Raw genomic sequence first — 14,554 nt, 5'->3', positions numbered from 1 at the left:
GACCTTTTTCATCCGGAGTTGGCTTCTGCCAATCAAAATTTTTTGCAAGATCAGATCATGCGTTCTATGGATATCAAGGTGCAAGATTTAGACTTATGGGCAACTTATTACGATGCGCGCGCCCTTGCTTTTTTGGGGGATTATGAAGATCAATACGATTCCAACATGGAAAATTATTGGCTTGTTATTAGCAATGTGCACGAAATAAAAAACCCTTCTGGTGTTCCTTTATTTTTTGTAGTGCGTGGCCTTGATGTCTATAAGGTTGCAAAGGCAACAAATGGCATGAAAACAGCGATGCAAATGATTCTCCCTAAATACCCCACCCCCTGCTTGCAACCACAATATTTAAACAAAGAGGCTAAGGCACTCTGCTTGCAAATCTTCCAACAACGCACCTACAACCCCCAACCCTTGCAAAAATACCTAAAGTCTTTGCGTTTGATCTCCATTGACAACGCGCCCTGTGTGTATCTTAACTCCCAAGACAAGTTACAGGCGTTTAAGTCTGATAATGCGATCTGTGTGGCGTTGCAAAAACATTTAGAGAAGGAGTTTAAATGATCCGCTTGCTTATCCCAATGGTTGCATAAAGATTTTTTTACAGCTCACCACCAACCCAACGCCCTATTAATTAGTAAGGTTATGGGTATGGCAGGGACTGTAAGCAATAGCATGGGTTTCAATGGAATCTTATCGGGGCGGGATATTTTAAAGAAATCGAATGGGACGCTGAACACCCACACCATTCCAAATAGGATCAGCATGTGCTCCCACCACAACCAATGGCGTATCTCAGAAAAGTGTTTTACAAACGACCCGGTCATACTCAATGCTACGACAAACCAAAGAGCAAAGAGATACTGCTTGGTTTTCGCGCTCATGCTAGCTCCTTTTATAGTAGTATAAACCTCCCCTCCCATTCTACTATAAAACAGCTAAAAATAATCTTAAGAATAAAAATTATTATCTCAACGCCAAGCTATCTTGCGCTCTTGCAAGGTTTGCAAGTAAAGCGCATGGTTTTTCTCTAAATAGGCGCGATCGTTTTCTTTATGGTGAATGTGGTAAGCTAGCGCACAAAAGCGCAGGCGTTTCATCACCCCACCATTAAAGAGAAAACGCGCCACAAATTCGCTATCCTCCCTACCCCAGCCTACAAAATTTTCATTAAACCCCTCAATAGCTAAAAAATCCGCCTTGCTAAAACTCATGTTCGCGCTCCTGACCCCCTTGAGCAAAACATTAGTTTTACAAGTGCGCACACTGGGGAGATAAAAGAGTTTGGCTAGAGCTAACTGGCGGTAATTTTTATAGCTTTTTTTATGCATGGCTAGGCTATGATCATGGCGATCTAGCATTATTTGGCTTTCTACAGGGTTTAGAATCACGCGCCCCCCTTGCAGTAAAGTTTTAGGGCGCGCAAAGTAGAGGTGATCATAAATAAAATAGGGGTGCAAGATCATATCGGTGTCAATGATGACAATGTAGTCCCCCCTAGCGCGCGTGATAGCGTTGTTGCGACTCTTGGCGGCGCGAAATCCTAAATCTTCCTGCCATACATGGATCAAAGGCAAAGCTTGGGCTTGGAATTTAGACTGATAGTTTTCTAATAATGCGCGGGTTTTAGGCGTGCTTCCATCATCGGCGATCAGCACTTCATCAGGCTTGAAAACAAGCTGGAGAATCGAATCTAACACCAGTGCTAAACGGGCTTCTTGGTTGTAAGTGGTGATCACTAAGGAGATGGTATTAAAATGGGGGCGCACAAAGGGCAAGGACATGGGCGCTCTTTTTGGTAATTATAAGTAAATAAAGGCTACAATAGCCTGAATTTTTTAGCAAGGTTGTGGATGAATCAAGAGTTGGAATCCTTGGACGAGTCTGAAGTGTTCAAGCAATATATGGATACTATGGGCAAGGAGGATGAGGTAGAACAAAGGGGCATGGTTAAAGAGGGCGTGGTCGTTTCCATCAATGAAGTGGAGAATTACGCGATGGTGAGCGTGGGGGGCAAAACTGAGGGGCGACTCAGTCTAGAGGAGATCAAGGACGCACAGGGGAATTTGCTCTTTGGTGTGGATAGCCCCATTCGGGTGTATGTTTCCCAACGCGGGGAGCGCCCCAGTGTGTCGTATAAACGCGCCCTTGTTTATGACAAGGTGCAAGCCAAGATCACCCAGCTTGGAGAGCATTACAAAGACAAGGTTGTGGAGGGGAGGATCGTGCGTGAGAACAAGGGGGGGTATGTCCTTGCGGATAAAGAGGGGGCGGAGTATTTTCTCTCCAAATCCCAGTCTTCTTTACGGCGCGATGGCAAGCACATCGGCAAACACATTAAAGTGTGTATCACTTCTATAGACCCAGAGGCGGGCTCTATCAATGTTTCTAGAAAGCGTTTTTTTGATGTGCATGACAAGCAACAGCACGAGGGCGCAAAAGCCTTGATGGCTTCCCAAGAAGTCCATAAAGGTATTGTCAAAAGCATTACGGGATTTGGGGTGTTTGTGGAGGTCAATGGGGTAGAAGGCTTGGTGCATTACAGCGAGATCACGCACCGCGGATCGGCTAATCCAGCAAAGCATTTCAAGGAAGGCGATGAGGTGCAGGTGAAGGCGATCGCTTATGATGAGGAGAGAAAACGCCTATCTCTCTCTATTAAAGCTACAATGGAGGACCCATGGGAGGAGATCCAAAGCAAATTAAAAGTGGGCTATGCCATCAAGGTTGTGGTGAGCAGCATTGAGAGTTACGGGGTGTTTGTGGATATTGGCAATGACATCGAGGGCTTTTTACATATCTCAGAAATCTCTTGGAACAAAGATGTCAAGCACCCCCAAGATTATTTGGAATTGGATCAAGAAATTGATGTCAAAATCATCGAAATAGACAGCAAAAACCGCCGTTTGCGTGTCTCTCTCAAACAGCTTTCCGACAAGCCCTTTAACGAATTTGTTTCCAAGCACAGAATCGGGGATGTTGTGGAAGGCAAGGTAGTGAGCCTCACGGATTTTGGGGCGTTTATCAATTTGGGGGGTGTGGATGGACTCTTGCACAATAAAGATGCCTTTTGGGAAGCCGATCAAAAATGCAAGGATCATTTCAAACTAGGCGATGTGGTGCAAACTAAGATCGCGCGTATCAACAGGGAGGAGGAGAAAATCTCTTTGGATATGAAGTTTAAGCAACCCTCTCCCATCGAGGCTTTTGCCCAGAAACATAAGATCAACGACACCATCCAAGGTAGCGTGGTGAGTGTTAAAGATTTTGGGGTCTTTGTGCGCGTGGACAATATCGATGTCTTGATCAAGACCGAGGATTTAGCTCCCCTTAAAAAAGAAGAGATCACCATGGGTCAGGAGATCACCAGCGTGCTGGTTTCTTTGGATAAAACCACCCACAAGGCACGCGCCTCCGTGCGCCGTTTGGAACACAAAAGGGAGCGCGAGCAATTACAAGCTTTCAACGCCAAGAGAGACAAGATCACCTTGGGAGATAAACTTGCTGGCAAATTCTGATCTCTTTGATGAAGAAAAAGCGTTTTAGGTTAGTTGTCTCTTTGGGGGTTATGGGGCTAGCGGCTTTCGTGGCACTGGATTTAGGCTATCAGTTTTATCTCAGCCATATCAAACCCCCGCCCCCTCCCCACCCTCCCAAGGGCGTTTTAGATTCGCTAACCTCCCCTGCGCAACCCCGCCCACCAGAAAAACTCACCCACAATCCCCCAGAGTTCAAGGATTTTGATTACCCCATTTTGGAGCGCCAAATCACCCTAGAGTTTCGCGAACACAAGCAGGCACAAAAATTATTTGTGCGTAACTTGGATTCGTATAAATTCTTTTGCCTGCATGAAATTTTAAAAGAAAAGCGCATTGATTTTGCTACGGACAAAAAGGGGCGCACGACAACCTTAATCATCTATCTCCCCAACTCTCCCCTGCGCCAAGCCTTTCTAGACGATCTGCGCTACTACCAAATCCCCTACCAACTCAATTAAGGAAGAGTATGTCCCAAGTTGTTATCTGTGATCCCATCCACCATGCCGGCCTTGCTTTGCTCAATGCGCAAACTAATTTAGAGATTCTAGATCACTCCAACACCCCTAAAGATGCCCTGCCCTCCGCGCTTAAAAACGCCCACGCGCTCATTACACGGAGCATGACCCCCATTGATGCGCCCATGCTCGAACACGCCCATCAGCTCAAGGCTATTGTGCGCGCAGGGGTGGGTGTGGATAATGTCAATATCGATCTGTGTTCTAAAAAGGGGATTGTGGTGATGAATGTCCCCACAGCTAACACCATCGCAGCCGTAGAACTCACCATGGCGCACTTGCTCAACGCCGTGCGCCGCTTCCCTAGCGCGAACACGCAACTCAAATCTGAGAGGCTTTGGAAGCGCGAAGATTGGTATGGCACAGAACTCAAGGGCAAGAAGTTAGGCATCATCGGTTTTGGGAATATCGGTTCGCGCGTGGGAGTGCGTGCGCGCGCCTTTGGTATGGAGGTGATCGCTTACGATCCCTATATCCACAAATCCAAAGCCACAGACTTAGGGGTGCACTACACCACAGATTTTAACGAGATTTTAGCCTGTGATTGTATCACCATCCACACCCCTAAAAATAAAGAAACGATCAATATCATCGACGCGCCCCAGATCGCCAAAATGAAAGAGGGGGTGATTCTCATCAACTGCGCGCGCGGGGGACTTTACAACGAAGAAGCGCTCTTGGAAGCGTTGCGCTCTAAAAAAGTGCGTTGGTTGGGGCTAGATGTCTTTAGCAAAGAACCTAGCACAGCCAATCCTTTACTGGATTTAGAGAATGTCTATGCCACTCCGCATATCGGGGCTAACACTTTGGAATCCCAAGAACAGATCGCCCTAGAAGCGGCTAAGGCGGTGATTCAAGCCTTAAAAGGGAGTGCTTACCCCAATGCGCTTAATCTCTCTATTAAAACCCCCATGCCCGCACATGCCAAGGCGTATTTACAACTCACCCAAAAACTAGGCTTTTTCTCCGCACAGATCAATAAAGATGCGATTGGCGCGCTCGAGCTCATTGTCGCTGGACCTGTGCGCGAATACGCCGATTCTTTACTCACTTTCGCCCTTTTAGGACTGCTCAAACCCACCCTAGGCGATCAAATCAATGAAGTCAACGCGCGCTTTGTCGCCCAAGAACGCCAAATTGCCATTAGCACACGCACTTTAGACAACGCCACCCCCTACACTAACGCAATCACCCTCCAGCTCACCACCCGCACGCAAAGCACCCAAGTGAGCGGGACGATCTTTGCGGACGACTTGCTCAAGATCACTAACATAAACGGCTTTGAAATGGACATTAAACCCCAGGGCAACATGATTTTATTCAAAAATACCGATGTGCCCGGGGTGGTGGGTAATGTGGGGCAGACCTTAGGCAAGCATGGGATCAATATCGCAGATTTCAGATTGGGGCGCAATGACAAGCAAGAAGCCTTAGCGGTGATCTTAGTGGACGCGCCCATTAGTGCGGATATTTTGCACGCGCTCCAGCAAATCCCCCATTGCTTGCACGCCTGTTTGGTTTGTATTTAACGCGTGCGCGCATTTTTAGCTCAATTAGAGAGCTTAGGGGAGTTACAGACCCTAGATACTCCCCTAGACATTTATTTAGAAATCCCCCATTTAGCTTATTTGGAGGCAAAAAAACCCCAAGGGGGCAAAGCCCTCTTATGCACGAAGCCCATTGATGGCAGAAATAACAAATCTTTCAGTATACCCGTCTTAACCAATCTCTTTGGCTCTTCTAGGCGCATGGAGCTCCTCTTGGGCAAGCCCATTAGCGCATGTTGTGCCCAACTAGAGGCTTTGCTCAATATGCAAAAACCCAAGAACTTGAGAGAAATTTGGCATGCACTCAAAACCCTAACAACTCTTTATCACATTTCCCCCAAAATCTCTAACAAACCCACCGATCATATCAACTATACCGGCGATCAAGTCAACCTTTACGATTTGCCCATTCTTACCACTTGGGAAAAAGACGCCGCCCCCTTTATCACAATGGGGCAGGTTTACACCCAAAGTTTAGACGGGGCATATAAAAATTTAGGGCTGTATCGTCTACAAGTCTATGACAAGAAACATTTAGGCTTGCACTGGCAAATCCACAAAGATGGCAACCACTTTTTCCACGCCTACAAACAAGCGGGGCGTAAAATGCCTGTAAGTGTTGTCATCGGAGGCGACCCGCTCTACACTTGGTGTGGGCAAGCACCCCTGCCCTATGGCATGTTTGAACTCTGGCTCTATGGTTTGCTAAGAGGTAAGCGCGCTTTTCTTATGCGCGCACACACCAACCCAATTTGTGTGCCCCGTGATGGGGATATTATCCTTGAGGGCTGGGTGGACCCTAAGCAGATGCGCCTAGAGGGTCCCTTTGGAGATCACACGGGGTTTTACACCCCCCAAGAACCCTACCCACTCCTAGAAGTGAGCGCGTTGCGAATCAAGCCCAACCCCATTTATTTAGCCTGCGTGGTGGGTAAACCCCCCTTAGAAGACAAATACATGGGCTATTTGACCGAACGGCTTTTTTTGCCCTTGATTCAAAAAAGCACCTATGGGCTCTTAGATTATCACATGCCTGAAAATGGGGTGTTCCACAATCTCATTTTAGCCAAGATTGCACCCAGTTACCCCGGACACGCCAGTCAGATCATGCACCACTTTTGGGGCACGGGGCAGATGAGTTTTGTCAAGCATGCTATTTTTGTAGGTCCTAATGCCCCTAGTTTGCAGGATTACCCGGCTATTTTTACCCATATTTTAAACCACTTTGACCCCTCTAGGCTCGTGGTAAGCGAGGGGGTGTGCGATGCGCTAGATCATGCCAGTCCTCACTTTGCCTTTGGGGGGAAACTGGGCATTGATGCGAGCATACCCAGCTCTAAAACCCCGCATCTCTTAGAAGATAGCGCGCTTTTAGAGCGCGTGCAAGCGGTGTTGCCCGAAGCCTTGATTCTAAGACAATATGGCACCCACACCGCCAACCCCCTTTGTATGGTGGGGGTGCAAAAGAGGCGCCCCTTATTGAGCGCGCTAGAGGGGCTTAAAGACCTGCAGAGTGCTCTAAGCATTATGATCTTTGTGGACGCGCATAAAAACGACCTCAACAACCCTTATATGCTACTTTGGCGTATCACTAACAACTTAGATGCCAAGCGCGATCTCAAAATAGAAGGGGGGCTGGTGTTCTTGGATGCCACAGACAAAAGCGCGCTAGAGGGGCATACTAGAGAATGGCCCCTAGAAACCGATTGCTCCCTAGAGGTTTTGCAAAGATTGCACGATCTAGGACTCATCCCCCCACTAGACGATCCGCTTTACAAGCACTACCATATTTATAATTCCCCTAGCACTTAAAGGACACAGATGGATTTTGCCAAACGCTTAGATCACATTATCAAGCGCATTGAAAAAGCCCGCTTGAGCTATAACCGCCACCATATTGTGCAGCTCATCGCTGTGTCTAAATACGCCACCGCTGAACAGGTGCGCGCGCTGTATGCCTGTGGACAACGCGCCTTTGGAGAAAACAAGGTGCAGGACTTGCAGGTAAAATCCAACGCGCTAGAGAGCTTGCCCCTAGAGTGGCACATGCTAGGCAATTTGCAACGCAATAAAATTAACAAACTCTTAGCCCTCAAACCCTTTTTATTCCACGCCCTAGACTCCCTAGAACTCGCCCAAGCTATAGAGGCGCGTAGCCATAGCACCCTCAACGCGCTTTTACAAGTCAATGTTTCTAAGGAGGGCACTAAAAGCGGAGTGATCCCAGAGCAAGCCTTAGAAATATACACCCATATTAGCCAAACCTGCCCACATATCTGCCTAAAGGGCATCATGGTTATTGCTCCTACTCCTCCCAGCACTCCAAATTTTAGTTACACCCAAGCCCTAGAGCGCGCTTTTGCTCAAGCCAAAGATATTTTTGACATACTACCCAATCCTAGTATTCTCTCTATGGGGATGAGCGCGGATTTTGAGTGCGCGATCGCTTATGGGGCAAATATGGTGCGCATTGGGCATGCGCTATTTGCGGGTTAAGATTCCTAGATTATAATTTGCTACCTCATTATCAAGGATACACATGCCACACATGGGCACTTTGCAAACCGCTAGACCTGAATTTGACAACCTACTCTCTACTATCGCGCGCTATGTGGTGGATTATGAAATCACTTCTGAATTAGCCTACCAAACAGCCAGACTATGCCTGATCGACTCGATTGGCTGTGCTCTGCTCTCCTTAAAGCACCCCGAGTGCACCAAATTACTAGGTCCTAGTGTTCCGGGCGCACAGCTACGCCCACTAGGGAGTAAAATCCCCGGGACCGCTTATCAGCTTGAGCCCATCCGCGCGGCATTTAATATTGGTTGCATGGTGCGCTGGCTAGATTTCAACGATACATGGCTAGCGGCTGAATGGGGACACCCCTCAGACAATCTAGGAGCGATTTGGGGCTTGGGGGATTACTTGAGTCGCGCTAAGCGCGCTAAAGGACAAAAACCCCTACAGGTCAAGCAAATTTTGAATGCCATGATCAAAGCCCATGAAATCCAAGGGGTTTTAGCCTTAGAGAATTGTTTTAATATTGAGGGCTTAGATCATGTCCTTTTGGTGCGCATCGCTAGCACAGCGGTGGGCGCAGGGTTGCTAGGGGGGAGTTTTGAAGAGGTGCGCAATGGGGTTTCTAACGCCTTTGTGGATGGGGGGAGTTTGCGCTGTTATCGCCACGCGCCCAATGCGGGTTCTAGGAAGTCATGGGCAGCTGGAGATGCGAGTAGTCGGGGAGTGGATTTAGCCCTTAAAGCCCTCAGTGGAGAAATGGGCTACCCTTCGGCTTTAAGCGCGCACTACTGGGGTTATCAAGATGTCTTTATGAAAAACCAACAGGAAAAAGGCGATGTCTTGCACATCCCTCAAGAGTTTTCTAGCTATGTGATGGAGAATGTGCTCTTCAAACTCTCTTTTCCAGCGGAGTTCCATGCCCAAACCGCTGTAGAATGCGCGATCAAATTGCATCCAGAGCTCAAAGACAGAATAGAGGACATCGCCAAGATCGAGATCACCACTCAAGAATCCGGACACCGCATTATCAATAAAGAGGGAGAGCTACACAATTATGCCGATCGCGATCACTGCATCCAATACATGGTCGCTTACGCGCTCTTGCATGGGGATTTAAACGAACATTCTTATAGCGATGCTAGCGCAGCCGATCCGCGCATTGACGCACTAAGGGCTTTGAGCGAGGTGAAGGTAGACGATCGCTACACACGCGAATACCTAGACCCCACCAAGCGCTCCATTGCCAACGCCCTGCAGGTATTTTTCAAGGATGGCACAAAAACCCAAAAGCTAGAGATCCACTACCCCATCGGGCATAAATTCAGACGCGAAGAAGGCTTACCCTTGCTTTATGAAAAATTTAAACAGGCTTTAAGGGGTGTTTACGCCCCCAAACGCGCAAGCCAGATTGAAAAGATCGTCTTTCACGAGGAGGCGTTGTTGCAAATGGACTTTGACACCTTTAGCGATCTCTTTGCCTTTTAGGGGATTGCATGAGCGCAGGAAAAAAATTTAGAGAAGCCTTAGTGGAGAGCGCGCCCTTGCAAATTGTGGGCACGATCAACGCTTACCAAGCTCTGCAAGCCACCAAGGTGGGGCATAGGGCTTTGTATCTCTCAGGGGCGGGGGTGGCTAACGCGTCCTATGGCTTGCCAGATTTGGGGATCACGGGTTTGCAAGAGGTGTGCATGGATGTGCAGCGCATCTGTGCGATCTGTCCTACCCCCTTGATTGTGGATGCGGATACAGGCTTTGGGCATGCCCTCAATATTGCCAGAACGATCACCCAACTCATTAAAAGCGGGGCAGCGGGGGCGCACTTAGAAGATCAAGTGAGTGCCAAGCGCTGTGGACACCGCCCTAATAAAGCATGTGTGTCCACCCAAGAGATGTGCGATCGCTTGGGTGCAGCCCACCAAGCGCGATCTCTAGACCCGCATTTTTACTTGATCGCGCGCACGGACGCACGCGCCAAAGAAGGGCTAGAATCTGCTATCACACGCGCTCTAAGCTATGCGAGCGCGGGCGCAGATGCGATCTTTGCGGAGGCTTTGGAGAGTTTGGAGGAATACCGCGCTTTTGTGCAAGCCGTGCCAGTGCCCATTTTAGCCAATATCACCGAATTTGGACGCACCCCCTTATTTAGCCTTGAGGAGCTTAAAAGCGTGGGGGTGAAAATGGCACTCTATCCTTTGAGCGCCTTTAGGGCGATGAACAAAGCCGCCCTAGAAGTTTACCAAGACCTCAAAGACAAGGGCACACAGCGCGATCAAATTGCGCGCATGCAAACCAGGGAGGAACTCTATGAGATGTTGGACTACTATAGCTACGAAGCCCAAATGGACGCGCTTTTAGCCAAAGACTAGGGTTTGAAGATGAGGTTGTAACTTGCGGCTATTTTGTGGCTGTAGGTGATATTGATGTCCCCGGGTTTGTTGGATTCAATAAGGAAGGTGTTCCCCCCCTCTTGGATACCATAAAAGCGCAGGCGTAGTGCCATTTTAGGCGCGAAAGTGTGCACCGCATACACACCGCGCGCTTGTAGTTCTGATGCCAACTCTTTGGCGATGTAGTGCGTGCGCACAAAGGGATTGTATCCTCCCCACAAATACAGGCTTTCTAAAAGCAGAGTGCCAAAGACAAGGCTATAGCGGATACGATAGTGGGTGCGAAAGAGGGGGAGGTGCACGCGGATACTAGAGAGGGCGTGCTTGAGTAAGACGGGTATCCCCAACACGCCATAGGCTAGAAATTGTGGGTTAATTTCTTGACGCAAGGATAGGAGTAAGGGCAAACAAAAGCCCACTGCGCCCACCATCCCCACTAAACTATCTTGTTGGCGCGCCTTGATCACCTGTGCGTAAAGCGCATAAGGGTAGTAAAGGCATAAACAGGGAGAATAGAGCACAAACATCACAAAGAGGGTTTGTAAGAAAAAGCCTTGTGGCATGCCAGAGACGGGTTTAAAATAGAGCACATTGAAACCCAAAGCCACGCCCAACAAGCCGGCTTTGAGGCGGTGTTTGTGTTTGAGCGCGTAGAGAAAAAAAGCACTGAGTAAGACCACACAGCTTGGATCAAAGAGCGCGAGCAGAGGGATTAAGGCGTAGAAGATGCGCGTGTGGAATAAGAGCATGCTAGAGAGAGCTAGGGTGAAGAGCAAACTCACTTTTCCTAAGAGAATCGCGCCTAGTTGCACACCCGGGAGCAACGCAAAGGTGAACACACTTAAGAGGGGGTCGTAGGGTTTTTTGGGCTGGAGTTTGAGACTTAGCCGGTAGAGTAAGATGAGATTGAGCGCGTGCAAAAGCAGACTGGGTAGACGCAAAGCCAGATCGTGAGGAAGGAATTTACCCACCACTCCCACAAAATCGCGCAACGCCCCCAACAAGAGAGCATCCAGCCAAAAACTAGGCGTGCTAAAATAGAGTAGGGCTTCTTTATAGCTAATAGAAATCTCTAAACTCTTAACCACCCCCAGTATTAGGCTCACCACTACCAGCAAGCCTAAAAGACGGCTATAAAGGGGGCTGGGCGTGCTAGAGGGGAGAATGTTTAACCTTGCGCTTTGTGGTGTTCTACTAGGGCGCAATGATCTTGCACCACCGCCACGCCATGCGCTTGTAATAATTCTTGGGCTTGGGCGTTTGTAATGCCTAATTGCATCCAAAAGAATTTGGGTAGGGGCGTGAGGGTTAAAAACTCTTGGGCTAGGGGCATGATCGCTGCAGATTTTCTAAAAACAATCACCCCATCTAGGGGCTGGGCAACTTGTGCTTCTTGGAGGGTAGCATAGACGGCTTGTCCTAAAATGGGTGTGTCCGTCTTAGGATAAATAGGCACAATATGGTAGCCCTGCGCTTGCAAATACGCCCCGACCTTGTGGCTGTCCTTATGTGGATCAGGGCTTAAGCCCACAATGCCTAAAAAACGGCTTTCTAACAATAAGCGTAACGCTTGTGCGTTCATGTTTTATCCTTTGCTTTAGTTTTACTCTCTAAGACGATGAGAATCCCCGAGAGCACAATGAGCCCCATGCCTAAAATCTGCAGGGCATGCAAGCGCGGATCGCCTAAAAGCATACCAAAGAGCACTGCCCACAACAAACGGGTGTAATCTACTGGGGAGATCAGCCCAGCAGGGGCGATCATGTAGGCTTTGGTGATGAAACACTGCCCTAAAGCTCCGCTTAAACCCGTGCCAATCAAGAGCCATAAATCCCAGTGCCACCACACTCCCTCAAAGCGCAAAGGGTGGTAACCTGAGGCAAAGGGGGGAATGTCAAAGCCCATCAAAGCCAAACTCATTAGGGTTAAAGACACCGAGAAGATTACAATCACAAACCCCCCATCGTAATACTCTTTGAGTTTATTCAAGCTCACATAGGCACAAGACATCATCAAACCACTCAACACCCCCGAGATCACCAATCCCCAAGAGAGCCCGCTAGTGTGTGGGTCAGCCACCAAACCCACCCCTAAAATCCCCAAGAGGGCAGAAAGCATTAATTGCCAAGTGATGCGCTCTTTGAGCACCCACCATGCGATGAAAATGGCGTAAATGGGTCCACTTTGGCTAAAGGCGATCGCGCTGCCTAAATCCATGTTGGCAATATTATAAAAGATCAAGATCATACCCACCTGCCCCACAAACACTCTAGAGATCAATAAAAAAAGCCCCCCGGGCTTGTGCGCCCTAAAGGAAAAGGGTTTGATGTAATAAAGCCCCCATAGAAAGAAAAGCATGAAAAAGGAGCGATAAAAGACATTCTCTAGGGGCGAATAATAAGAACCTAGCATCTTAATGAGCGCGTTGAGCAAACCAAAGCTCAATGCCCCCAAAGCCATGTAAAACACCCCCAAGCGCACATTTAGATTCGATTCTGGCAACACGCAAAACACTCTCCAAGAAATAGCCTCCATGCTAGCATGGATTGATAAACGCGCCCGCGTGTTTAGGGTGTGGTGTCTCTGAGATAAAAACGCCCCTGCAAGGGGCAACCCCTCCAAACCCCCCCTAAAATCTATTTGCCAAAACGCCCGCCAGTGGTGGGATAGCCATAGATAGAGCCATCTTTGATTTTCATGTGATCTTCCCAAGGCAATTTGTATTTGCCCGCAGCCAAATCTTTGATATAAGTCAAGCCCGCATCGCTTTCGCCTCCGGGTTTTGCTACATACCCGCGGTGACCTAGATTGTAAATGTTATTTTCTAGACCCCAGCTTAGGCGCGCGTTGTCCGCCATTTTGGGATAGATTTCGCCTGTAACGATCTCCCAAGGATTGCGATGCCCCTGCACTAAAGTGGTGCCATCAAAGTTGCAGATTTGCCCCTCTCCAAAGTAGTAGAAGACATTGTCATAACCAGCCAAGTTCACACTCACGGTGTACATCAAATTGTGCCACGCGTTGGAGCGATTCGTTAAAATCCATTGATCGTTGACTTGAGTACTGTAGCCAGAAATGCGGATGTAGACATTGCATCCCTTATAAGCCGCCTCTCTGGCTAACTCTGGGATCATGCCATCATGGCAGATGCACACGGCAAGTTTAGAGCCTCCGGGTCCTTCGCACACAGGCATACCTAAATCTCCGGGATACCAAGGTTCAATAGGATTCCAAGGGAAGAGTTTGCGGTATTTCAACACAATTTCACCCTTAGGGTTGATGATGATGGCGGTGTTATAGGGGTTTTTGTTGGGATCAGGATTGCGCTCCATCACAGAAAAGACCCCAAAGACTCCGGCTTCTTTACACGCTTGAGCATACATTTGGGTTTCTTTGCCGGGCACATCTAGCAAGAATTCTTCACTCAGCCATTTGGCAGTATTCAAACCCTGTGTGCTGTATTCAGGGAAAATGATGAGCTCTACGCCCGGATAACCCGCTTTAGTGGCATGCAGGGTCCTAATGATGCTTTCAATGTTTTTGTCAATGTCTGCTCGGCTGTTAACCACGGGGACGGGGAACTGGATGGCCGCTACCAAAAACCCCTCAATGGGTTTACCCATACTTCCAATGCTACCCATAAAAACTCCTTGTGAATAAAATAAGCAACTAAAGTTGCTTGCGGAGTATTAAAAGAACTCTTTTAATACAGGGTAAACAAAAGGAGGATTTTAGGGACTCAGGAATGCCCATCCATCCCTAAAAGATAGACTTGGGAATAGGGAGTAACACAATAAAACCAACATAAGGGAGATGAAAATGGTAAAAATAACAACTAATCCAGCTTTACGCTTGAGCAAGACACAAAGAGAGCTCTTTGAGAATATCAAGGCGTTCTTGCACTACAAGATCAAAAGTTTTACATAAAGAGTTAGAGGCTTATTCCTCTAAAAATAGATATGGTATGCCTGATCCCGTGCTTTGATTCTACCTCCGGATATTACCACTCGCGTTCGCCCCACCTTGTCTTGACCAGCGGATGACT

Annotated in this window: 12 protein-coding genes and 1 pseudogene; 8 read left to right on the top strand and 5 right to left on the bottom strand. The window is 48.2% G+C overall.

The features are described 5' to 3' along the window. Window positions 1-564, top strand: a pseudogene (locus EAO33_RS09615) (hypothetical protein); the annotation flags it as partial. 407 nt (window positions 565-971) lie between these two features. Here the strand turns inward: EAO33_RS09615 and EAO33_RS08305 are convergent. Beyond that, the gene (locus EAO33_RS08305) at window positions 972-1,784 is read right to left on the bottom strand and encodes a glycosyltransferase family 2 protein (protein ID WP_120946278.1); all 813 of its coding nucleotides are present in this window, start codon (window positions 1,782-1,784) and stop codon (window positions 972-974) included. Between the two features lie 69 nt (window positions 1,785-1,853). Here EAO33_RS08305 and EAO33_RS08300 point away from each other — a divergent pair, with 69 nt between their 5' ends. The 7 genes from EAO33_RS08300 (at window position 1,854) to prpB (ending at window position 10,488) form a co-directional block, all read left to right on the top strand. Further along, window positions 1,854-3,518, top strand: coding sequence for a 30S ribosomal protein S1 (locus EAO33_RS08300; protein ID WP_205589541.1), 1,665 nt, complete (start codon window positions 1,854-1,856; stop codon window positions 3,516-3,518). A 68-nt stretch (window positions 3,519-3,586) separates the two neighbouring features. Continuing rightward, window positions 3,587-3,997: a hypothetical protein gene (locus EAO33_RS08295; protein WP_162982266.1), complete on the top strand. Its 411-nt coding sequence runs from the start codon at window positions 3,587-3,589 to the stop codon at window positions 3,995-3,997. 8 nt (window positions 3,998-4,005) lie between these two features. Next, window positions 4,006-5,583 (top strand): phosphoglycerate dehydrogenase, encoded by a 1,578-nt coding sequence (gene serA / locus EAO33_RS08290; RefSeq protein ID WP_120946275.1) that lies wholly within the window; start codon window positions 4,006-4,008, stop codon window positions 5,581-5,583. Window positions 5,584-5,586: 3 nt separating this feature from the next. Further along, window positions 5,587-7,413, top strand: a complete 1,827-nt coding sequence (locus tag EAO33_RS08285) for a menaquinone biosynthesis decarboxylase (RefSeq protein ID WP_120946274.1) — start codon at window positions 5,587-5,589, stop codon at window positions 7,411-7,413. A gap of 9 nt (window positions 7,414-7,422) precedes the next feature. Next, a complete protein-coding gene (locus EAO33_RS08280) occupies window positions 7,423-8,097 on the top strand; it encodes a YggS family pyridoxal phosphate-dependent enzyme (protein ID WP_120946273.1) in 675 nt (224 codons plus the stop codon). A 43-nt stretch (window positions 8,098-8,140) separates the two neighbouring features. Continuing rightward, on the top strand, window positions 8,141-9,607 hold the full coding sequence (gene prpD / locus EAO33_RS08275) for a 2-methylcitrate dehydratase (RefSeq protein WP_120946272.1): 1,467 nt from the start codon (window positions 8,141-8,143) through the stop codon (window positions 9,605-9,607). Between the two features lie 8 nt (window positions 9,608-9,615). Then, window positions 9,616-10,488 carry a methylisocitrate lyase gene (gene prpB, locus EAO33_RS08270; RefSeq protein WP_120946271.1) on the top strand — a complete coding sequence of 291 codons (873 nt, stop codon included), beginning with the start codon at window positions 9,616-9,618 and terminating at the stop codon, window positions 10,486-10,488. Here prpB and EAO33_RS08265 read toward each other — a convergent pair. The 4 genes from EAO33_RS08265 to EAO33_RS08250 are packed head-to-tail and all read right to left on the bottom strand — an operon-like array spanning window position 10,485 to window position 14,150. Then, complete coding sequence (locus EAO33_RS08265; RefSeq protein ID WP_205589540.1) at window positions 10,485-11,714, bottom strand: hypothetical protein; 1,230 nt, start codon at window positions 11,712-11,714, stop codon at window positions 10,485-10,487. The two genes, prpB and EAO33_RS08265, sit on opposite strands and share 4 nt — an antisense overlap. Continuing rightward, window positions 11,678-12,091, bottom strand: a complete 414-nt coding sequence (locus tag EAO33_RS08260) for a CoA-binding protein (protein WP_120946270.1) — start codon at window positions 12,089-12,091, stop codon at window positions 11,678-11,680. The genes EAO33_RS08265 and EAO33_RS08260 overlap by 37 nt, the downstream gene beginning before the upstream one ends. Next, entirely contained in the window at window positions 12,088-13,131 is a 1,044-nt protein-coding gene (locus EAO33_RS08255; RefSeq protein WP_235853153.1) for a DMT family transporter, read from the bottom strand. The genes EAO33_RS08260 and EAO33_RS08255 overlap by 4 nt, the downstream gene beginning before the upstream one ends. A 14-nt stretch (window positions 13,132-13,145) precedes the next feature. Further along, window positions 13,146-14,150, bottom strand: coding sequence for a formamidase (locus EAO33_RS08250; RefSeq protein WP_120946269.1), 1,005 nt, complete (start codon window positions 14,148-14,150; stop codon window positions 13,146-13,148). Between the last annotated feature and the right edge of the window lie 404 nt (window positions 14,151-14,554).

Source organism: Helicobacter labacensis (assembly GCF_003660285.1).
GTDB classification, from domain to species: domain Bacteria; phylum Campylobacterota; class Campylobacteria; order Campylobacterales; family Helicobacteraceae; genus Helicobacter; species Helicobacter labacensis.
This window is presented reverse-complemented; position numbering and strand designations above follow the sequence as displayed.

Coding starts and splice junctions, on each gene's coding strand:
- EAO33_RS08305 (WP_120946278.1), bottom strand. CDS start 1,784: ATGTCCTTGCCCTTTGTGCGCCCCCATTTTAATACCATCTCCTTAGTG.
- EAO33_RS08300 (WP_205589541.1), top strand. CDS start 1,854: ATGAATCAAGAGTTGGAATCCTTGGACGAGTCTGAAGTGTTCAAGCAA.
- serA (WP_120946275.1), top strand. CDS start 4,006: ATGTCCCAAGTTGTTATCTGTGATCCCATCCACCATGCCGGCCTTGCT.
- EAO33_RS08280 (WP_120946273.1), top strand. CDS start 7,423: ATGGATTTTGCCAAACGCTTAGATCACATTATCAAGCGCATTGAAAAA.
- prpD (WP_120946272.1), top strand. CDS start 8,141: ATGCCACACATGGGCACTTTGCAAACCGCTAGACCTGAATTTGACAAC.
- prpB (WP_120946271.1), top strand. CDS start 9,616: ATGAGCGCAGGAAAAAAATTTAGAGAAGCCTTAGTGGAGAGCGCGCCC.
- EAO33_RS08260 (WP_120946270.1), bottom strand. CDS start 12,091: ATGAACGCACAAGCGTTACGCTTATTGTTAGAAAGCCGTTTTTTAGGC.
- EAO33_RS08250 (WP_120946269.1), bottom strand. CDS start 14,150: ATGGGTAGCATTGGAAGTATGGGTAAACCCATTGAGGGGTTTTTGGTA.